This window comes from Actinoplanes palleronii, assembly GCF_016862315.1.
GTDB lineage: Bacteria > Actinomycetota > Actinomycetes > Mycobacteriales > Micromonosporaceae > Actinoplanes > Actinoplanes palleronii.
This window is the reverse complement of sequence record NZ_BOMS01000043.1, coordinates 1-20,071: the sequence shown is the minus strand read 5'-3', so window position 1 is coordinate 20,071 and position 20,071 is coordinate 1. Positions and strand designations below refer to the sequence as shown.

Sequence of the window (20,071 nt, the reverse complement as noted above, 5' to 3'; positions counted from 1 at the left end):
GAGTGAAGGAGCGCCCCGATGACAGAGCAGGCTGCCCATCTCGACGAGCGGGATGGGCCCGACGCTGAGCTACGTGCCGATATCCGTCGGATCGGCACATTGCTCGGCCAGACGCTGGCCCGTCAAGAGGGCCGGCCGCTGCTCGACCTGGTCGAGGAGATCCGCGCGCTGGTCCGACAGGATGTCCCGGCCGCCGCCGCACGGCTCGGCGCCATGGACATCACCACCGGGACCAAGCTGGCCCGAGCGTTCTCCACCTACTTCCACCTGGCCAACATCACCGAGCAGGTGCACCGCGCCCGCGATCTGCGCCGCCGCCGCGCCAAAGAGGGTGGCTGGCTGGACCAGGCCGCCAAGCGGATCGCCGAGCAGGGTGTGCCGGCCGACGAGATCGCCTCGGCCGCCCGCCGGCTCGCGGTCCGTCCGGTCTTCACCGCGCACCCGACCGAGGCCGCCCGCCGGTCGATCCTGTCGAAGCTGCGTCAGGTCGCCGACTCGCTGGACGCCGAGTCGGCCGCCGCCGCGCTGTTCGGCGACACCGACACCACGGTCTCCACCAAGCGCCTGGCCGAGCTGATCGACCTGCTCTGGCAGACCGACGAGCTGCGCCTGGACCGGCCGGACCCGACCGACGAGGCCCGCAACGCGGTCTACTACCTCAAGGACCTGTACGCCGAGGCCGCACCGCAGGTGCTCGACGACCTGGCCGAGACGCTGCGCCGGCTGGGCGTGGAGACCGCGCCGACGTTCCGCCCGCTCACGTTCGGCACCTGGATCGGCGGCGACCGGGACGGCAACCCGTTCGTCACCCCGAAGGTCACCCGCGACGTGCTGCTGATCCAGCACGAGCACGGCATCCAGTCCGCCGAGAAGGCGATGGACAAGCTGATCGACGAGCTGTCCGTCTCCCGCCGGCTGCGCGGGGTGTCCCTCGACCTCTCCGCCAGCCTCGCGCAGGACCTGGACAGCCTGCCCGAGGTCGCCGACCGGTTCCGCCGGGTCAACGCCGAGGAGCCGTACCGCCTGAAGGTCCGGGCGATCAAGGCGAAGCTGACGAACACCCGGACCCGGCTGCAGCGCGACACCCCGCACGTGGCCGGCCGCGACTACCTGGGCAGCGAAGAGCTGATCGCCGACCTGGAGCTGATGCGCGCCTCGCTGGCCCGCAACTCCGGTCAGCTGTCCGCGCTCGGCGTGGTGTCCACCGCGATCCGGCAGGCGTCCGCGTTCGGCCTGCAGCTGGCCACGCTCGACGTGCGCGAGCACGCCGAGAAGCACCACGAGGTGCTCCAGCAGATGTACGCCCAGGTCGGCGAGATCGACGACTACGACACCCTGGACCGGACCGAGCGCACCAAGCTGCTCGCCACCGAGTTGACCGGCCGGCGGCCGCTGTCCAGCGCGGACACCCCGCTGACCGACTCGGCGCGCAAGACGTTCGACGTGTTCCACACGATCCGGGAGTCACAGGACCGGTTCGGGGCGGACGTCATCGAGTCGTACATCATCTCGATGACCCTCGGCGTCGACGACGTGCTCGCCGCGGCCGTGCTGGCCCGCGAGGCCGGCCTGATCGACATCCAGACCGGGCGGGCCCGGGTCGGCATCGTGCCGCTCCTGGAGACCCCGGCCGAGCTGGACGCCGGCGGTGACCTGCTCGACGAGATGCTGTCCCTGCCGGCCTACCGGGAGATCGTCCGGGCCCGCGGCGACCTGCAGGAAGTCATGCTCGGATATTCGGACTCCAACAAGGAGGCCGGTATCACCACCAGCCAGTGGCGGATCCACAAGGCGCAGCGCTCGCTGCGTGACGTGGCCGCGCGGCACGGTGTGCGGCTGCGGCTGTTCCACGGCCGGGGCGGCACCGTCGGGCGCGGTGGCGGCCCCACCCACGAGGCGATCCTGGCCCAGCCGTACGGCACGCTGGACGGCGCGATCAAGGTGACCGAGCAGGGCGAGGTCATCTCGGACAAGTACACCGTGCCGGCCCTGGCCCGGGAGAACCTGGAACTGACCGTCGCCGCGGTGCTGCAGGCCACCCTGCTGCACACCACGCTCTCGGTCGACCCGGTCCGGCTCGAGGTCTGGGACGCCACCATGGACACCGCCTCGGACGCGGCGTTCACGGCGTACCGGCAGCTGGTCGAGAACCCGGACCTGCCCGCGTACTTCTGGGCGGCCACCCCGACCGAGCTGCTCGGCGCCCTGAACATCGGCTCCCGACCGGCCAAGCGGCCGAACGCGGACGCCGGGCTGGGCGGCCTGCGGGCCATCCCGTGGGTGTTCGGCTGGACGCAGACCCGGCAGATCGTGCCCGGCTGGTTCGGCGTCGGCACCGGCCTGGCCGCGGTCCGCGAGGCAGGTCTCGGCTCCGAACTGGACGCCATGCACGAGCACTGGCAGTTCTTCCGCACGTTCCTCTCGAACGTCGAGATGATGCTGGCCAAGACCGACCTGTCGATCGCCCGACGCTACGTCGAGACGCTGGTGCCGGAGAACCTCCACCCGATCTTCGCCACCATCGAGGCGGAGTACGACCGGACCGTCCGCGAGGTCCTGGCCATCACCGGCGGGACGGCACTGCTCTCCAACCAGCCCGAGCTGTCCCGCACGCTGGGCGTCCGGGACACGTACCTGGAGCCGCTGCACCACCTGCAGGTGGCGCTGCTGCGCCAGTACCGCGACCTGGGCGAGACGGCCCGCCAGCTACCGGCCGCGCCCGGCGTGCGGCGCGGCCCGTCGGATTCGACGGCGCTGGAGCGTGCCCTGCTGACCACGGTGAACGGCATCGCCGCCGGCATGCGCAACACCGGCTGATCCCGCACTGCCGAGCGAGCCCGGAGACCTCACGGTTTCCGGGCTCGTCCGTTTCACCGCGGGACGATGCCCCAGAGGGCGGCCAGGATCCCTTCCTCGTTCGCGGTCAGGACCACGGGTGCCTGCACCGGGCTCGCGACCTGATACGTCGTCGAGCCCCGTGTCCCCGCCTGCTCGACCACGCCGGCATCCACGAGTTCCTTGAGGTCACGAGTCGCCGAACGGCTGTCCCGGACCCCGGTCGAGGCGCGGTAACCGCTGTTGGTCAGGACCGCGCCGTTACGCATCATGACGAGCGCCGTCATCTGCGATCTCGACAGCGGGCGCAGGCCGAGAGACGCCAGCCAGCCGAGCGCTTCCTCGTCGAGAAGAGTGTGATTGGGGAACTCGACGCTGAAGGACGAGATGTCGTCGCTGAACCGGGGTGGTTCCATCCCCGCCTCGCCCAGCACGACCAGCATCCGGGCGATCCCCGTGCCCCGGTTCTCACAGACCATCTGCCCGTCCCCGTACGGAGTGTCCTCAAGGATCTTGAGAAGTGCCCGGTTACGCGAGGAGGTGACGGTGCTCACGCCGAGCGAACCGACCTCGACCGGCCCGTAGAGGCCGCCCGGATTCCGGATCACCAACCTGTCCGGATACATCTCGACCTGCACCTGCATGCCACGCGCGTTCTCCGAGTAGTCGCGGTGGACGAGCGCGTTGACCAAGGCTTCCCGGAGCACCTCCTCGGGGTACTCCCACTCGTCGACCCGGAAGGTCCCGGAGACGATGCTCCGTCGGCGCATGTTCCGCTTCAGCACCCGGATGCATTCGGCAATCGGGGTCGAGGTCGTCAAGGGCTGCCGCCGGCACCGGGGCGACGTCATATCTCGGCTCCCTGCGGTTCGCGAGGAGCACGGCGACCTCGTAGTCGGTCAGTTTCCGGTCGCCGTCCGCGACCCGGATACGCGCCGAGATTGCGTGCCACACAGAGGGTACGGTGTGCCACACAGAAATACCCCGCACCAACAGCTTTCACTGTTGGTGCGGGGCATCGTCGAACCTGGGTCAGCTGGTCTCGCCGGCCAGGCTGAAGGAGCCCAGGCGGTTGATGGCGATCACCGTGCACACCACCACGAACAGCACGCTCATCACCACCGCGGTCATGACGCCGACCTTGGGGTCGAGCAGGGTGGTCGGTTCGAGCTTGGCGGCGATCGAGATGACGTACTGCTCGATGGAGAGCACCCGGGTGCCGCTCACCCAGCGGCCCAGCAGGCCCTCCCAGATCAGGATGTAGACCAGGCCGAGCAGCACCGGGCGACGGGTGAGCAGGCTGAGCATCAGGAAGAACGCGGTGTAGGCGAACGAGCCGGCCACCGCGGCGAGCGCCAGGGCGACACCGAGCTTCGCCGAGCCGGCCAGCAGGCCGGCCACGAAGAGCGGGATCGACGTGGTGACGGCGGTGGCGACCACGGCGACCACGAACTTCGCCAGGATGATGTCGCGGCGGGCCAGCGGCTTGGTCAGGATGTGCACCAGCGTGCCGTCGTCGACCTCGGAGCCGAGCACCCCGGTGCCGACGATCAGGGCGATCACCGGCAGCACCACGGCGAAGCCGAGGCCGGTGATGACCGCGGTGCCCCACTGGGAGGGGTCCAGGTCGTACGCCCGGCAGATCGCCGCCAGACCGATCAGCAGCAGGGGTAGCGGCAGGAGCATGAGCGCCCGGCGCCGGCCGAAGAGGCCGCGCGCCGTGATCATGGCGACGGTCGACATCTCAGGCCTCCAGCAGGTAGGAGAAGACGCTCTCCAGGGACTCGTCCGACGGCACCAGCTGGTGCAGGCGGATTCCCTGGTCGAGGGCGATACGGGGCAGAGCGCGGGTGAAGTCGCCGTAGTCCGAGGCGCGGACCGTGAGCCCGCCGTTCTCGATCTCGATGCCGGCCACCGACGACTCGGCGATCAGCGCGACCGCCAGGCGCCGGTCGTCGGAGCTGCGCACCGCGAACACGTGCGGCCGGGTGGTCATCAGGCGGCGGATCTTGCGGAAGTCGCCGGAGGCGGCGAGGCGGCCCGCGACGATCACCTGGACCAGACCGGAGACCTGCTCGACCTCCTCCAGGATGTGCGAGCTGAACAGGATGGTGTGCCCGTTGTCGCCGAGCGAGTGGAGCAGCTCCATCATGTGCATCCGCTGACGCGGGTCCATGCCGTTGAACGGCTCGTCGAGCAGCAGCACCCGCGGCTCGTGCACCAGCGCGGCGGCGACCCGGGTGCGCTGCCGCATGCCCTTGGAGAACGTGCCGATCCGGCGGTGCGCGGCGTCGGTCATCTCGACCAGCTCCAGCGCGCGGCGGGTGGCTCCGGCCGGGTCCTTCAGCTTCTGCATCTTCGCGCAGGCCAGCACGAACTGCTCGGCGGTGAGGAAGGCGTGCACCGCCTCGCGCTCGGTGACCAGGCCGAGGTCACGGTAGACGGCCGGGTTGCGCCAGGTGGGCTTGCCGTCGATGGTGACCGTGCCCTTGGACGGGGCGAGGAAGCCGGCCATCATGTGCAGCACCGTGGTCTTGCCGGCGCCGTTCGGGCCGAGCAGGCCGGTCACCCCGGCGCCCAGCGACATCGAGATGTCGTTGACCGCGACGACGTTGCCGTACCAGCGGGAGACGTTCTGCAGGTCGACCACGCCGGGCGCGGTATCGGCCGGCAGGGCAGGCGCGGTGGGCTGGGTCTGTGTCGTCACAGCGCGGCCACCTTCCGGTAGCGGGCGAGCAGGAGCAGGAGGGAAGCGGCGATCAGGCAGAACGCCTCGATGCCGTAGATCGGTCCGTACCGGCCGAGGTCGAGGCCGATCTGGCTGCCCAGGGCCCAGGAGCCGACCCCGCTGATCAGCGTCATCGGGCTGGCCAGGCCGGCCATGTGGTTGGCGGCGCTGGACGGCAGCACGCTGAGCACACCGACCACCGGTGCGGTCATCAGGAAGATCGCCACGATGCCACCGGCGGCGAACGCCTGCTTGCCGGTCAGCGACGCGACGAGCAGGCCGATGCTGGTGAACAGCAGCGCCCAGAGCAGGCTGTACGCCCAGCCGGGCGCCAGGTCCTGCACCTCGTCCCAGACACCGGAGAAGCCGTCCTTGGTGGTGAACGCGGCGCCCAGGAACATGATGAACTGCGGCACCCCGAGCAGCAGCCAGACCGCGGTGACCATGGCCAGGAACTTGGCGATCACGTAGTCGGCGGCGCGCAGCGGGCGGCTGAAGTAGAGCGGCAGCACGCCGGAGCGGATGTCCCGGGAGACCAGGGCCGGCGCCAGGATCGCCACGAAGAAGATGATCAGCCAGCTCAAGTTGTCGTCGAAGTCGACGTAGCCGAACGTGAAGTCCGGGATCTGCGACTTCACCGCCGCGATGATCACCGCGACCAGCACGGTGATCCCGGCGACCAGCCAGGGGAAGATCTTGGCTTTAGCGGACCGGCCCAGGCCGAACGCGGCGCGCAGGCCGTGCACGTAGAGCGCGTTGATCGCGGCGGCGCGGCCCAGGCGGGGGCCCTCGTACCGCTGGTAGCCGATGTCATGGATGACGCCGGTCTCAGACATCGACGGTCTCCTTCGCGGTGAAGAGCTCGGCGACACGGTGCCGGCGCTGGTCCAGGCGGTGCAGGTTGAGTTCGAGGTCGGTGACCGCGCGCAGGATCTGGTCGTACGCCAGATCGGACTCCATCGGGACCAGCAGCATCCGGCCCTCCCGGGTCACCGGCAGGCCCAACTCGCCGAGGCGGGTGGCCAGCTCGTCGGTCCGCTCGGTGACCTCGACCGCGAGCACGTCGGAGGCGGCCGTCATCGAGGAGATCCGGTCGGCGCGCAGCAGCCGGCCGCCCTGGATCGCGATCAGCGAGTCACAGATCCGCTCGACCTCGCCGAGCAGGTGCGAGCAGACCACGACGGAGATGCCGAACTCGGTGCCGATCCGGTGGATCAGGGCGAGCATGGCGTCCCGGCCGGCCGGGTCGAGGCCGTTCGTGGGCTCGTCGAGCAGCAGCAGGTCGGGGTCGTGCACCAGCGCCTGTGCCAGCTTGACCCGCTGTTTCATACCGGTGGAGTAGCCGCCGATCTGGCGGTACCGCTCCTCGTAGAGGCCGACGTGGCGGAGCGCCTCGGAGGCGCGCTCGCGGGCCGCGGTGCGCGGCAGGCCGCTCATCCGGGCCAGGTGGGTGACGAACTCGGCGGCCGAGACGTCCGGCGGCAGGCAGTCGTTCTCCGGCATATATCCGACCCGCGCCCGCACCTTGTCGGTCTCGGTGACCGGGTCGAGGTCGAAGACCCGGACCGAGCCGCCGCTGGGGGCGATCAGGCCGAGCATGATTTTGATGAACGTGCTCTTGCCGGCGCCGTTCGCGCCGACGAGCCCGATGACGCCGGGTTCGACCGCGACGGTGAGGTCGGACAAGGCGGTCACCCCGCCCCCGTACGTCTTGGTGAGCGCCTGAGTAGCGATGATGTTCACGGCCTCAGCCTAGGAAGTCGTCGCACCCCGATGAATAGGGAAGGACCCTGAGGCAGTCTCAGGGTCCCTCAGCGTTCTCACAGGTTTGGTCGCGGGTCAGCCCACCGCGACCTGGAAGACCGGGAGTTTGCCCAGCCTGCGGTACTCGCGCAGGGCGGCCGGCGTGGAGTCGACCGACGAGTCCTGGCCCTTCTTGTTGGACGGCGTCTCGAAGTGCACCATCGCCTTGATCGCCGGGAACCGGCCGATCTGCTGTCCCACTTCGCGGTAGAACTCGGCCATGTGTCCGGGGTTGCGCTTGCTGAACCACACCCCCCACTCGGCGACCATCACCGGTTTCCGCGGATGGTGCGCGCGCACCCAGTTGTAGAAACCGGGCCACCGCGGCTTCATCGCCGACCGCCGGTTGAGCAGCTCGGCGAAGTCGCCGTGGCCGTATCCCGGGTCGCTGTACGAGTACGTGTCGAACCCGACCCAGTCGACCACGTCGTCACCCGGGTACATGTCGACAAACCAGCTCTTCGTGGTGTGCGGGACGTACGCCATGTGCACCAGCACGGTCACCATGTTGTTCGCGCCGCGCGCCCGCAGCCGCTTCACCACGTACCGGAACATCGCCGCGTAGTCCTTGGCCGTGTACCCCGAGCCGCGCCGCTCGCGCACCTGGTCCTCGGCCTCGTGGTGGATCGCGAAGAAGAACGGCTCCCGGTAGTCACGGCGCAGGTGATCGGCCATCCGGTCGAGGAACGCGTCGGTCCGCCGGTCGCCCCGGGCGATCCGCGCCCAGGAGACGCTCTCCGGCTTCCAGTTGAGCAGCAGGATCCGCTTGCGGCCGGGCTGCCGGGCGATCGCGATCTCCTGCTCGGTCGGGAAGACCTGCCGGATCCCGTGGTGGTACGCGTGGAAGACGGCCTGGTGGCGGCCGGTCTTGCGCTCGAAGTCGGCGAGCGCCGAGGGGCCGCGCTCGTCGGTCAGCGCGCCGGGCGCCACGCCCCAGAGAATGCCGCAGGTCGGCACCAGCTTGCGCCCGGTGCGGCAGGGGCGGGGCGCGGCGGCCCGGGCCGGCGCTCCGGTGGCCAGTGCTCCGCTGAGCACCGTCTGAGGCATCCTTTCCGGCTGTTCGCGCTGGTCAGCGCCTTCTGTGCCGGTCAAGGTCAGGGCGGTTGCCAGGACCATCATGAGGGCCGTGCCGAGGGCGGTTAAACGCGGGATCCGTCTCACAATCGCCCAGTATCAAGAAATCATCCGGTTTTGTCCAGAAAGATAGGATTTAAAGCCGATGTCCGGGGAACGGCCGAATTCGTCCTCGGCGCGCCGAGATCGTGATCCCGCCTCGACCGACTTGGACTGGGCTGCGAAACTGTCACCCAAGTCGGCGGCAAGGGGATAGCAAGTGAGTGGCTCGGTATTGCCCGAAGACGTCCTGCGGGACGCACCGTCGTTCGCTCCACGCCCCTATGAGCTGGCAGATCTCGAGCTGCTGCTCTCCGGGGCCTACGCGCCGCTGACCGGATTCCTGGTCCGGGCCGACCTGGCCGCGCTCAAGCGCACCGGTCGCCTGGCCGACGGCACCCCGTGGCCGGTGGCGGTGACGCTGGAGATCCCCGGTGAGCTGGCCGAGCGGATCGACCCGGCCGACCCCGGCCGTCGTCACGTGGTGCTCACCGACCTGGAGGGCGCCCCGATCGCGGCGATCGAGGCCACCGACGTCTGGCGGATCGCCGACAACCGGTTCGGCCTGGGCGGCCCGGTCCGCCCGATGGGCGACGGGGGGCACGGTCCGTTCCAGCGACTTCGGCGTACGCCGGAAGAGGTCCGGTCGCTGCTCCCGCCCGGCCGGGTGCTCGGCGTGATCGCCGATCGGCCGCTGCACCGCCCGCAGCTGGCGCAGATCGCGCACGCCGCCCGTACGCTCGCCGCACACCTGCTGATCCTGATCCCGGTGAGCGGACACGGTCCGGACGGCCTGCCGCCGGAGGCGCTCGTCCGGGCGGTCTTCGCGGCCCGTGACCGGATGCCCCCGGCCACCGTGGTCGCCGTGCCGCTGCTGCCGCGTGGCGACGAGATGCGCGACGCGCTGCTGCGCTCCCGGGTGGCCGCCGCCTACGGCGTGACCCACGTGCTCTCCACCGGCGAGGCGCTCTCCGGCGCGGGCCTGCGGGTGCTGGTGCCGCGTGAGCTGGCCTACGACAACCGGGACGGCCAGTGGCGCTGGCGCGACGACATCCCGCCCCGCAACCGCCGCCTGGCGATGACCGCGGCCGAGATCGACGACCTGCTGGACCGGGGCTTCCCGCTGCCCGAGTGGCACACCCCGCCGGCCGTCGCCAAGGAGCTGTCCCGGGTCCGGCCGCCACGTCGGCACCGCGGCCTGGTGCTCTTCTTCACCGGCCTGTCCGGCTCGGGCAAGTCGACGGTGGCCCGCAACCTGGCCGACGCGCTGCGCGAGACCGGTGAGCGCACGGTCACCCTGCTCGACGGCGACGTGGTGCGCCGGGAACTGACCGCCGGGCTGGGCTTCAGCAAGGCCGACCGGGACAAGAACGTCCGCCGGATCGGCTGGGTCGCCGCCGAGGTCGGCCGGCACCGGGGCATGGCGGTGGCGTGCCCGATCGCCCCGTACGAGAACGCCCGTGCCGCGGTGCGCCGGATGGCGGTGGAGGCCGGCGCCGGGTTCGTCCTGGTGCACGTGGCGACCCCGCTGGAGGTCTGCGAGCGCCGCGACCGCAAGGGCCTGTACGCCCGGGCCCGGGCCGGTCAGTTGCGCGGGATGACCGGCATCGACGACCCGTACGAGGAGCCCCTGGACGCCGAGCTGACCCTGGACACCACCACGATGTCGGTGGCCGAAGCGGTCGAACAGGTGCTCGGCTACCTGGTCGAGAACGGCTGGGTGGAGCCCAAACTGAGCTGACCCCATCACCGGCGGTAGGAGTGGGGCGTTTAGCCCCTTGGGGCGAAACGCCCAAAGCTGACACTCCTCCGAAAGGCCGCGGACACCGATGGAAGCGTCTCGCCCACCGTCCTCCGATATCGCGCACTACCTCGGCGCGGTCCGCCGGCACTGGTGGATCGCTCTGGTCGCGACGGCCGCGGGCCTGGGCGTCGGCACCGCGGTCACCCAGGCCCTGCCCCGCACGTACGAGTCGTCCTCGTCGGTGCTGGTCCAGCCGGTCGACCAGGACGTCAACGCGCAGGGCGGCCGGACCAAGGGCGCCGTCAACCTGGACACCGAGGCCCAGCTGATCGGTTCCGGCGCGGTCGCCGCGAAGGCCGCCGCGCTGCTGCGCACCGACGTGTCGCCGGTCGAGCTGGCGCACTCGGTGTCGGTGCAGGTCCCGGCGAACACCACGGTTCTGGTGATCACCTTCAAGGCAGACGCGCCGATGAAGGCGCAGGCCGGGTCGCACGCGTTCGCCGAGGCGTACCTGCGGAACCGGGAGGAGACCGCGCGGGCCCAGCTGGACAAGCAGATCGCCTCGCTGAATCTGAAGGTCAAGCAACTCACCGGCGCGCTCACCGGGATCAACGCGCGGCTGGCGATCGCCCAGCGGGGCAGCTCCACCGAGAGCAACCTGCAGAGCCTGCGGAGCAACTCGCAGAACCAGCTGAACAACCTGACCGGCAAGCTGAACGAGCTGACCACCACCACGGTCGGCGGCGGCAGCATCATCAGCGACGCCCGGGTGCCGGAGAAGCCGTCCAGCCCGAACACGCTGCTGGACATCGCCACCGGCGGGATGATCGGGCTGCTGGTCGGGCTGGCGCTGGCGTACCTGCGGGAACGGTTCGACCGGCGGCTGGTCACCGCGGTGGACGTCCGGGATCGGGGCCGGGTGCCGGTGCTGGCCGCCCTGGACGAGCGGACCACCCCGCACTTCGACGACGTGCTGCAGCCCTACGGACCGGGCGGCCGGGTCTTCAACCGGCTGCGCAACGAGGTGCTGGCCAGCCTGGAGCCCACCGACCGGATCATCGTGGTGACCGGGACCAGCCGGGGCTCGGCGAGCACCCTGGTCGCGGCGAACCTGGCGGCGGCGCTCGCCCGTACCGGCAGTGACGTCGTCCTGATCGGCGCGCACCTGCCGGACAGCGTGGTCGACGCCGCGCCGCTGGCCCGGATGCTCGGCGTCGCCGCCGTGCCCGGTCTCTCCGAGCTGCTGGCCGGCCGGGTCGGCCTGGTCCGCGCGCTGCAGCGCACCCCGCGGATCCCGTCGCTGCGGGTGATCACCACGGGTGGCTCGGCGACCGCGGCCGGTCTGATGCAGTCGCAGCGGCTGCGCGACACCCTGGAGGCGCTCAGCCGGCAGGGCGGTTACGTGGTCATCGAGGCACCGTCGACGAGCAGCAGCGCCGACGCGCAGAGCCTGGCCAGCTTCGCCGACGCGGCGATCCTCGCGGTCGAGCTGCGCCGCACCCGCCGCCCGGCCCTGCTGGACGCGACCGAGCAGCTGCAGCGGGTGGGCACCCGGCTGCTCGGCGCCGTGGTGCTGCCGCGGCTCACCACCCGGCGGGCCGGCGTGCCGTCCGCGCCGGCCGTGACCCTGCCGCCGCCGTATGTCGAGCCGCTGATCGACGAGCCGACGCAGCAACTCTCGTCACTGTCCGAGCGCGGCGAGCCGGTCTCGGCGAAGGTCCGGCCGCGACCGGTGGAGAGCGAAGTCCGGCCGCGATCGGTCGAGAACGACGCCCGGCCGTGGCCGGTGGAGAACGACGCCCGGCCGCGGCCGGCGGAGAGCGAGCCGGACGACATCGACGAGACCTCGATCATCGGCGTGGCCGGCCCGGGTGCCACGGACGGCGACGAGAAGTGACAACGGTCGTCCCGGCGATCACGATCGCCGGTCCGGCCCAGCACCGCGCCAGCCGCGACCTCTCGCTGCCGTCCTGGCCGGTGGCCGGGATCCTGCTGCTCTACCCGCTCTGGTGGGCGCTCGGGCTGGGCGTGCTGATCTTCCCGCTGATGGCCGTACCGATGCTGTTCCTGTTGGTCCGGCGGCGGACCGCGGGCCGTCCGCTGCACCTGCCCCCCGGCTTCGCCTGGTGGATCATCTTCCTGGTCGCGGCGGTGGTCAGCATCGCCGCGCTGGGGGCGGACCCGGCGCAGACGGTGGTCGAGAGGGCGGCGGGCCGACTGCCCGCCGTGCTTTACAAGCTTTCCATGTACGGGTCGCTGACCGTGTTGTTGCTCTACGCCGGGAACCTGACCGAGCAGGAGTTGTCCCGTCGCCGGCTGGTCCGGTTGCTGGCCGGCATGTTCGTGCTGACCGTGCTCGGCGGGCTGCTCGGCATGGTCGCCGGGAACTTCGAGTTCACCTCGCCGGTGGAGTGGCTGCTGCCGCCGGGGATCCGCAACAAGGGGTTCATCCGGTCGCTGGTGCACCCCTACGCGGCGCAGATCATGGACATCGTCGGTGGCGAGAAACCGCGCCCGGCCGCGCCCTGGGGCTACACCAACACCTGGGGCAACAACTTCTGCCTGCTGGTCAGCTGGCTGCTGGTGGCCGCGGCGGCCACGCGCAGCCGGGCGAGGAAGAACCTGGCCTGGCTCTGCCTGCTGGCCTCGATCGCGCCGGCCGTGGTCTCGCTGAACCGGGGCCTGTGGATCGGCCTCGGCGTGGTGGTGCTCTACGTCTCGGCCCGCTACGTGCTGGCCGGCAAGCTCTGGATCCTCGGCGTGCTGGCGCTGGCCACCGCGACGATCTGGCTGGCGCTGGTGGCCACCCCGCTCGGCGGCACGGTGCAGGCCCGGCTGGACAACGGCAAGTCGAACGGGGTCCGCTCGTTCCTGATCGAGCGGGCCATGGACGGTTTCACCGAGTCGCCGGTGATCGGTTACGGCGGTACCCGCAACACCCTCGGCGGGCGTAACTCGATCACGGTCGGCGAGAGTTCCGAGTGCGAGCGCTGTGGCAACTTCACCGTCGGCGGCAACGGACAGCTCTGGCAGCTGCTCTACGCCAACGGCGCCGTCGGCACGGCCGGCTACCTGGGCTTCTTCGGGTACGGCCTGTGGCGGTTCCGCCGCGACCGGAGCGCGATCGGGGTGGCCGGCAGCGCCGCGCTGGTCAGCTCGTTCTCCGCGATGCTCTGGTACAACTCCCTGGTCACCCCCCTGGCCTTCATGGTTCTGGCGTACGCGCTGCTCTGGCGCAACTGGATCGAGGGGACACGAATTGAGCCCAGTCAAGACCGCTCCCGCTGAGCTGACCGCGGGTGATGCGGCGCTGCGCACGCAGCACCTCACCGAGGTCCTCGGGTTGCTCTATCCCGAGCCGTGCCATACCGACGGCACCGAGGGTCACACCATCGCCGAGTACCTGGTGGTGCCGAACGCGCACCGCCCCCGGCTGCTGGTGCCGACCGCGTCCCGGTCGGTGGCCGCGGCCGCCGTCCGCCGGTACGCCGAGCCGCAGTCCCGCCTGGCCCGGCTGAAGCGGGACGCGGTGGTGGCCGCGGTGCGGGCCCGCGCCGACCGGCTGGTGTTCCGCGACCGGATCCGGGTCACCGGGCCGGTCTCGGCCAGCGTCGACGGGTACCTGACCGACTCACTCCGGCGCGATTTATCGGTAAGTATCCACATCGGTCCGGCCCGCGCGAACCGCAAGCCGGTGCTGCAGTTGCTCACCCCGGACGGCGACACGTTCGGCTTCGCCAAGATCGGCACCAACCAGCTGACCCAGCGCCTGGTCCGCGCGGAGACCGCCGCCCTGAACGCGATCGGCAGCAGCGGCCTGACCAAACTGACCGTGCCGACGGTGCTGCACGCCGGGCCGTGGCGCGGCATGCAGGTGCTGGTCCAGTCGGCGCTGCCGGTCTGGCTACCCCGGGCGCCGCTGACCCCGCGCCGGCTCACCGCGGCGATGCTCGACATCGCCGGCTGTTGCGGGTACACCACCGGGCCGCTGACGCAGAGCGCGTACTGGCACGAGCTGCGCACCCGCCTGGCCGCGGTCGCCGACCGGCCGGAGGGCGCGGCGCTCGCCTCGGCGGTGGACGTGCTCGCCACGCACAGCGGGGAGACCACGCTGCGCTACGGCGCCTGGCACGGCGACTGGGCACCCTGGAACATGGCGAACGTCGCCGACGCGCTGCTGGTCTGGGACTGGGAACGGTTTGCCACCGGTGTGCCGCTCGGCTTCGACGCGGTGCACCACGACCTGCAGAAACGCATCCAGAGCAGCGGCGACGCCCGGGGCGCGGTGGAGACCACGGTACGGCGGGCCGACGACCTGCTCGCCCCGTTCGGCGTGGCGCCGGTCGCCCGTGAGACGACCGCGCTGCTCTACCTGGTCGACCTGGCCGTGCGATACCTGACCGACCGTCAGGCCGAGGCCGGCGCCCGGCTCGGCGTGCTCGGCACCTGGCTGCTGCCGGTACTCATCCGGCGCGTGGAGGAGCTCTAGATGAACGTACGCAAGTTGCCCGCCCCGATGAAGCGGGTGGTGCACCTGGGCTCCCGCTCGTACGGCCGGCTCACCTCGGAGCGCCGGATGCTGCCGTCGTTCCTGATCTGCGGTGGCCAGCGGTGCGGCACCACCTCGTTGTACCGGGCCCTGGCCGCGCACCCGGTGGTGCTCAAGGCCGTGCTGCACAAGGGGGTGCACTACTTCGACACGTCCTACGAGCGCGGCATCGACTGGTACCGGGCGCACTTCCCGTCCCGGCGCTCGGCCGAGAAGATCGCCGAGAAGTACGGCGTGCCGGCGCAGACCTTCGAATCCGCCCCGTACTACATGTACCACCCGCAGGCGGTGGCCCGGATCGCCGGTGATCTGCCGTTCGCGAAGCTGGTGGTGCTGGTCCGGGACCCGGTCGAGCGGGCCTACTCGCAGCACCACCACGAGGTGGCCCGGGGCTTCGAGACCGAGCGGGACTTCGGACGGGCGGTCGCGCTGGAACCGGCCCGCCTGCACCGCAAGGAGGAGCGGCTGGCCTCCGACCCGGGGTACTACAGCTTCGCCCACCAGCACCACGCCTACCGGGCCCGCGGCGAGTACGCCCGCTACCTGAGCGTGATGGCCCAGCACGTCGGCCGGGAACGCATCCACGTGGTGGAGAGCGAGCGGTTCTTCGCCGAGCCGGAACCGGTCTACGACGAGGTCTGCGCGTTCCTGGGCCTGCCCCCGAACCTGGAACGGCCGGTGTTCGAGCAGCACAACGCCCGCCCCCGGCAGGCCGACATGGACCCCGACCTGCGGCGTGAGCTGAGCGCCTACTACCAGTCGCACGACGAGGCACTGGCCGGCTGGCTCGGGCACACACCGATCTGGCGCCGCCAATGACGGCCGGCCCGAAGACCTGCCCCGCGCCTCCCCTGACCGGCACCGGTCGCGGGGCGCGCGGGGCGGCCCGCGGTGGACTGGCCAACATGGCCGGATCGGTGCTGGCCGGCACCACCGGCGTACTCGTCACCTGGATCGTGGCCCGGACCCTGGGCAAGGCCGAGGCCGGCGCGTTCTTCTCGGCCACCGCCGCGTTCGTGCTGGCCGGCGGCCTGGCCAAGCTGGGCACCAGCACCGGGCTGGTGTACTGGCCGGCCCGGCTGCGGGCCACCGGGCGCAGCCACCTGCTCGGGCCCTGCCTGCGGATCGGGCTCGCCCCGGTCGTGGTGTTCTCGCTGCTGCTGGCGGTGGTCATGTGGGCCGGCGCGCCGGCGATCGCCCGGATCACTGCGCACGACTCCCCCGAGATGATCGCCGGGCACGCCGCCGGGCTGCGCGTGCTGGCCGCCTTCATCCCGCTGCAGGCACTCACCGACGTGCTGCTGACGGTCACCCGCGGATACCGCTCGATGCGGCCGACCGTGCTGCTGGACCGGGTGCTGCGCAGCTCCCTGCAACTACTCACGGTCAGCCTGGCCGGGGTCTCCACGCTCTGGGCCGCCGCCTCACTGCCGGTCTTCGCGCTGGCCTGGGCCGCCCCCTACCTCCCGGTCGCGGTCCTGGCCGGATACGCCGCCCGGCGCGTCTACCTGACCGGCCGCCCGCCCGGCGCGAGCAGCGACCGCGCCGAACGCGACCGGCTGCGCCGCGACTTCTGGCTGTTCACCGGCCCGCGTGCGCTGGCCGCGGTGGCGCAGCTCGCGCTGCAGCGGGTGGACGTGCTGCTGGTGGCCGCGCTCGGCGGGCTCGGCCCGGCCGCCGTCTACGCGGTCGCCGGCCGGTTCGTGATCCTGATCCAGTTCGCCAACCAGGGCCTCTCGCAGTCCGTGCAGCCCCGGCTCGCCGAGGCCCTCAGCACCGGCGACCGGGACGCCGCGAACCGGCTCTACCAGGTCGCCACCGGCTGGCTGGTGCTGATCACCTGGCCGGTCAACCTGCTGGTGATCCTGTTCGCCCCGTACTACCTGCGGCTCTTCGGCGACGACTACACCGCCGGGACACCGGTGGTGCGGCTGCTGGCGGTGGCGATGCTGATCGCCACCGGCTGCGGCATGGTCGACATGGTGCTGGCGATGGCCGGGCGTACCTCGCTGAACCTCGGCAACGTCCTGGTCGCCCTGGCCGTAACGATCGGCCTGGACGTGCTGTTGATTCCCCGCTGGGGTGCGCTGGGCGCGGCGGCCGGGCTGGCCGGGGCGATGGTCGCCAACAACCTGCTCCCACTGGTCCAGGTGTTCCGCAGCTCCCGTCTGCACCCGTTCGGCCCGGGCACCCGGGCCGCCGCACTGCTCTCGATCGGCTGCTTCGGGCTGCTGCCCTGGGCGGTGACCGGCCTGGCCGGGCGTGGGCCGGCCGGTCTGGCGCTGGCCGTGGCGGTCGCGGCGCCGGTCTTCGGCGGCGGCACCTGGCTGCTGCGCGGCCGGCTCGAGCTCGGCGCGTTCACCCGACGGAACCACCCCAAGGAGGCGAGATGACCAGCGATTACACCGAGGTTTTCCGGGACACCGAGGCGGTCGAGAAGTACGAGTCGGTGACCTACGCGCCGGACAGTTACGCGTCACGGATCAACGACCGGCAGCGCGACTACCTGCGCTCCCTGGTCCGCCGCGAGTTCGAGGGACACCACCCGCCGGTCCAGCACGACTTCGCCTGCGGCACCGGGCGGGCCATCCGGACTCTGCACGGGCTGGTCCGCGAGGCGCACGGGTACGACACGTCGGCCGAGATGATGGCGAAGGCCGCCGAGGTGGGTTCGCGGGCGTACTGGCACCAGGTGGCCACCGACGGGCCGGTGCCGGCGCCGGTGGCGGCCGGTTTCCCGGCGATCGTGACGATGTTCCGGCTGCTGCTCAACGTGGACGAGGCGGTCCGGGACCGGGCCGTCGCCTTCGCCGCCAAGGCACTCCCGCACCGCGGCTCCGGGCTGCTCGTGGTGGAGAACCACGGCAACGCCGGTTCACTGCGGCACCTGCGCGCCCGGCGGCACGACGGCGAGCGCTGGTTCGCCGAGCTCTCCCACGACGAGGTCGCCGCCCTGCTCGACCGGCACGGCTTCGAGATCGTGGAACGGCGCGGGTTCTCGATGCTCACCCCGTCGCTGCACGACCACCGGCTGGCCCGGTTGGCGGACGCGGCGGCGCGCCGGATGCCGGGTGCGGACGGGTACGCGGTGAACGTCCTCTACACCGCGCGGCGCGTTCATGCGTAAGGCGCTCGCCGGGACGCTCATCGTCGTACTGATGATGGTTTCCGCCTGCACCGGGAGCGACAAGAAACCGGAACCGGCGCCGGAGCCCTCACCGGATCTCTCTGGCCGGCCGCAGGCCGTGGCGGTGCAGGACGGTCCGTTCGCCGCCGGGCCGTTCGCGCCTCCGGCGACCGGAGCGTACGTCGGCGCCTGGATCAAACCGGAAGAACTGACGCACGTGGGACGGCTGGCGGCGGTCGGCGAGTTGGAGAGCTCGCTGGGCCGGCGGCTCGACATCCTGAACACCTACCGCCGATTCGATCAGTTGGTCGGGACCGCATCTGATCGGGAGTTCCTGGACCAGGGACAGTCCCTGATGATCAGCTGGGCGACCGGCGACAACCGCTCGATCCTGGACGGCGAGCACGACCGGCTGATCAAGCAGCAGGCCCGGGCGATCCGCAAGGTCAAACGGCCGGTGCTGCTGCGGATGCGCTGGGAGATGGACCGGCCGAACCTGCGCGCCACCATGTGGTCCGGCGCCGACTACATCGCGGCCTGGAAATACGTCCGGGCGATCTTCAAGAAGCAGCGCGCCGACAACGTGTCCTGGGTGTGGTGCCCGACCGCCGAGGGATTCATCCGCGGCGACGCGCCGGACTTCTACCCGGGTGACGACCAGGTCGACTGGACCTGCGTGGACGTGTACGCCGGCACGCAGTTCCAGCCGATCGGGCAGCTGATGGGGCCGTTCCTGCAGTGGGCGTCAAAGCGACCGAAACCGATCGTGATCGGCGAGTTCGGGGTGGCGAAGGCCTGGGGATCGGCGAACCGGGCCGCGTGGCTGCGCGACGCGGAGCGGACCTTCAAGGTGAACAAGCAGATCAAGGCGGTCGCGTACTTCGAGTCGGACCCGGACGGGAACGGGCCCAACCAGCAGTTCCAGCTGACCGGCGACAAGGCGGCGTTCAAGGCGTTCCACGCGCTGACCGAGGACCCGTACTTCAACGCTCAGCGCTGATCTTCTTTTTCGAGAAACTCCAGGCGGTTGCCGTGGCCGTCCGCCGAGTAGAGCCGCCGGTGGCCCGGGAAGTGTGGATCCCACTCGACCGGGTGGCCGGCGGCCGCCAGCGTCGCGGCCAGCCCGTCCAGATCGTGGATCAGCACACCCGGGTGTGATTTGGCGGCCGGCCGGAAATCCGGGACCGGGCTGAGGTGCACCTCCCAGCCGCCGGCCCGGAACCAGCAGCCGCCGCGCGCCGCAAGCACCGGCGGTTTCACCACCTCGGTCATGCCGAGGACACCGCTGTAGAAGGCGCGGGCGACGGCCTCGCCGCCGGTCGGGGTGAGCAGCTGGACATGGTGCAGATCCTCGATGCGGAAGGCCATCCGGAGACTTTAACAGTACGAGCGTACTGCTTTCGAGTCCCGGAAAAGTGTCGTACACGTGTTCCATAGTGAGGCTCAGTCTTCCCGACGTCCTCTGATGTCTTCCCGACGTCTTCCGATGTCCGCCCGACCGAGCCGAGGGGTCCCGTGATGTCCGACTTCTTCCGTGAACAGACCGAGATCATCCAGCAGTACGGCTGGGCCGTCGTGCACGTGCTGCCGTCCGACGAGGATCCGGAGGGCACGGTCCCGTTCGCGTACACGGTCGGGCTGACCGCCGACGGCCGCCCGGAGCTGCTCATCGCCGGCCTGCCCCCGGACCTCGGCCATCAGCTGCTCAACGAGCTGGCCGGCCGGGTGCACGAGGAGCACGCCCGCTTCCGGCACGGCCGCCGGGTGTCCGACCTGATCGTCGAGCAGGACGTGACGATCCTGACCGGCACACCGACCGAGGAGTTGTGGCCCGGCGCCGCGCTGGCACGCTACGGCCGGTCCACCTCGCTGCTCCAGCAGATCGTCTGGCCCGACCCGGGCAACCGGTTCCCCTGGCAGGAGGGTTATGACACGGCCGACTATCCACAACCCCTGATCGACGCGCCGTCGACGGCGGCGGTCCGGTGCCGCGCACCACGCAGCCTGGCCGGTGCGCCCGGCCGCCGCTCGGGAAGCCGCCGCGGCCGCACCCGTTGACCGAGCCCCACACCACCCCGCCACCCTGACCCGGCCCGGCCCGGCCCGGCCCGGCGCGGCGCGGCGCGGCCCGGCCCGGCCCGGCACGGTCCGGCGCGGCTCGATCCGGCTCGG

The 20,071-nt window shown here is 71.2% G+C and carries 17 protein-coding genes; 10 read left to right on the top strand and 7 right to left on the bottom strand.

Going from position 1 to position 20,071, the window contains the following annotated elements; genetic code table 11:
• Positions 1-18: 18 nt before the first annotated feature.
• The gene (ppc, locus tag Apa02nite_RS15300; RefSeq protein ID WP_203825528.1) at positions 19-2,817 is read left to right on the top strand and encodes a phosphoenolpyruvate carboxylase; all 2,799 of its coding nucleotides are present in this window, start codon (positions 19-21) and stop codon (positions 2,815-2,817) included.
• Positions 2,818-2,870: 53 nt separating this feature from the next.
• On the opposite strand, the gene Apa02nite_RS15295 is transcribed toward ppc, so the two are convergent.
• The 6 genes from Apa02nite_RS15295 to Apa02nite_RS15270 form a co-directional block, all read right to left on the bottom strand.
• Positions 2,871-3,605, bottom strand: coding sequence for an ATP-binding protein (locus Apa02nite_RS15295; RefSeq protein ID WP_203825527.1), 735 nt, complete (start codon positions 3,603-3,605; stop codon positions 2,871-2,873).
• Between the two features lie 262 nt (positions 3,606-3,867).
• The gene (locus tag Apa02nite_RS15290) at positions 3,868-4,578 is read right to left on the bottom strand and encodes an ABC transporter permease (protein WP_203825526.1); all 711 of its coding nucleotides are present in this window, start codon (positions 4,576-4,578) and stop codon (positions 3,868-3,870) included.
• Between the two features lies 1 nt (position 4,579).
• On the bottom strand, positions 4,580-5,509 hold the full coding sequence (locus Apa02nite_RS15285) for an ABC transporter ATP-binding protein (protein WP_203825584.1): 930 nt from the start codon (positions 5,507-5,509) through the stop codon (positions 4,580-4,582).
• A 29-nt stretch (positions 5,510-5,538) separates the two neighbouring features.
• Entirely contained in the window at positions 5,539-6,399 is an 861-nt protein-coding gene (locus tag Apa02nite_RS15280) for an ABC transporter permease (RefSeq protein WP_203825525.1), read from the bottom strand.
• Positions 6,392-7,306, bottom strand: a complete 915-nt coding sequence (locus Apa02nite_RS15275) for an ABC transporter ATP-binding protein (protein ID WP_067688647.1) — start codon at positions 7,304-7,306, stop codon at positions 6,392-6,394. The genes Apa02nite_RS15280 and Apa02nite_RS15275 overlap by 8 nt, the downstream gene beginning before the upstream one ends.
• Before the next feature lie 96 nt (positions 7,307-7,402).
• Complete coding sequence (locus Apa02nite_RS15270) at positions 7,403-8,401, bottom strand: glycosyl hydrolase (protein ID WP_239164327.1); 999 nt, start codon at positions 8,399-8,401, stop codon at positions 7,403-7,405.
• A gap of 298 nt (positions 8,402-8,699) precedes the next feature.
• Between Apa02nite_RS15270 and cysC the strand changes: the two genes are divergently transcribed.
• The 8 genes from cysC (at position 8,700) to Apa02nite_RS15230 (ending at position 18,899) form a co-directional block, all read left to right on the top strand.
• Positions 8,700-10,220 carry an adenylyl-sulfate kinase gene (gene cysC / locus Apa02nite_RS15265; protein WP_067688644.1) on the top strand — a complete coding sequence of 507 codons (1,521 nt, stop codon included), beginning with the start codon at positions 8,700-8,702 and terminating at the stop codon, positions 10,218-10,220.
• Between the two features lie 88 nt (positions 10,221-10,308).
• Positions 10,309-12,120, top strand: a complete 1,812-nt coding sequence (locus tag Apa02nite_RS15260) for a Wzz/FepE/Etk N-terminal domain-containing protein (RefSeq protein ID WP_203825523.1) — start codon at positions 10,309-10,311, stop codon at positions 12,118-12,120.
• On the top strand, positions 12,117-13,511 hold the full coding sequence (locus Apa02nite_RS15255; protein WP_203825522.1) for an O-antigen ligase family protein: 1,395 nt from the start codon (positions 12,117-12,119) through the stop codon (positions 13,509-13,511). The genes Apa02nite_RS15260 and Apa02nite_RS15255 overlap by 4 nt, the downstream gene beginning before the upstream one ends.
• Positions 13,483-14,712: a hypothetical protein gene (locus tag Apa02nite_RS15250; RefSeq protein WP_203825521.1), complete on the top strand. Its 1,230-nt coding sequence runs from the start codon at positions 13,483-13,485 to the stop codon at positions 14,710-14,712. Before Apa02nite_RS15255 ends, Apa02nite_RS15250 begins: the two co-directional genes overlap by 29 nt.
• Positions 14,713-15,591, top strand: a complete 879-nt coding sequence (locus Apa02nite_RS15245) for a sulfotransferase domain-containing protein (protein ID WP_203825520.1) — start codon at positions 14,713-14,715, stop codon at positions 15,589-15,591.
• 86 nt (positions 15,592-15,677) lie between these two features.
• A complete protein-coding gene (locus tag Apa02nite_RS15240) occupies positions 15,678-17,165 on the top strand; it encodes a lipopolysaccharide biosynthesis protein (protein ID WP_203825519.1) in 1,488 nt (495 codons plus the stop codon).
• Entirely contained in the window at positions 17,162-17,899 is a 738-nt protein-coding gene (locus Apa02nite_RS15235; RefSeq protein ID WP_203825518.1) for a class I SAM-dependent methyltransferase, read from the top strand. Before Apa02nite_RS15240 ends, Apa02nite_RS15235 begins: the two co-directional genes overlap by 4 nt.
• On the top strand, positions 17,892-18,899 hold the full coding sequence (locus tag Apa02nite_RS15230) for a glycosyl hydrolase (protein ID WP_203825517.1): 1,008 nt from the start codon (positions 17,892-17,894) through the stop codon (positions 18,897-18,899). Before Apa02nite_RS15235 ends, Apa02nite_RS15230 begins: the two co-directional genes overlap by 8 nt.
• On the opposite strand, the gene Apa02nite_RS15225 is transcribed toward Apa02nite_RS15230, so the two are convergent.
• Entirely contained in the window at positions 18,890-19,267 is a 378-nt protein-coding gene (locus Apa02nite_RS15225) for a VOC family protein (RefSeq protein WP_067688628.1), read from the bottom strand. The two genes, Apa02nite_RS15230 and Apa02nite_RS15225, sit on opposite strands and share 10 nt — an antisense overlap.
• A gap of 150 nt (positions 19,268-19,417) precedes the next feature.
• Here Apa02nite_RS15225 and Apa02nite_RS15220 point away from each other — a divergent pair, with 150 nt between their 5' ends.
• The gene (locus tag Apa02nite_RS15220; protein ID WP_203825516.1) at positions 19,418-19,957 is read left to right on the top strand and encodes a DUF4262 domain-containing protein; all 540 of its coding nucleotides are present in this window, start codon (positions 19,418-19,420) and stop codon (positions 19,955-19,957) included.
• Positions 19,958-20,071: the final 114 nt, after the last annotated feature.

Excerpts from the sequence above, each read along its gene's own strand:
- Apa02nite_RS15230 (WP_203825517.1), top strand. The coding sequence starts at position 17,892 with ATGCGTAAGGCGCTCGCCGGGACGCTCATCGTCGTACTGATGATGGTT.
- Apa02nite_RS15260 (WP_203825523.1), top strand. The coding sequence starts at position 10,309 with ATGGAAGCGTCTCGCCCACCGTCCTCCGATATCGCGCACTACCTCGGC.
- Apa02nite_RS15220 (WP_203825516.1), top strand. The coding sequence starts at position 19,418 with ATGTCCGACTTCTTCCGTGAACAGACCGAGATCATCCAGCAGTACGGC.
- Apa02nite_RS15295 (WP_203825527.1), bottom strand. The coding sequence starts at position 3,605 with ATGCGCCGACGGAGCATCGTCTCCGGGACCTTCCGGGTCGACGAGTGG.
- Apa02nite_RS15290 (WP_203825526.1), bottom strand. The coding sequence starts at position 4,578 with ATGTCGACCGTCGCCATGATCACGGCGCGCGGCCTCTTCGGCCGGCGC.
- Apa02nite_RS15240 (WP_203825519.1), top strand. The coding sequence starts at position 15,678 with ATGGCCGGATCGGTGCTGGCCGGCACCACCGGCGTACTCGTCACCTGG.
- Apa02nite_RS15245 (WP_203825520.1), top strand. The coding sequence starts at position 14,713 with ATGAACGTACGCAAGTTGCCCGCCCCGATGAAGCGGGTGGTGCACCTG.
- Apa02nite_RS15235 (WP_203825518.1), top strand. The coding sequence starts at position 17,162 with ATGACCAGCGATTACACCGAGGTTTTCCGGGACACCGAGGCGGTCGAG.
- ppc (WP_203825528.1), top strand. The coding sequence starts at position 19 with ATGACAGAGCAGGCTGCCCATCTCGACGAGCGGGATGGGCCCGACGCT.
- Apa02nite_RS15225 (WP_067688628.1), bottom strand. The coding sequence starts at position 19,267 with ATGGCCTTCCGCATCGAGGATCTGCACCATGTCCAGCTGCTCACCCCG.
- Apa02nite_RS15280 (WP_203825525.1), bottom strand. The coding sequence starts at position 6,399 with ATGTCTGAGACCGGCGTCATCCATGACATCGGCTACCAGCGGTACGAG.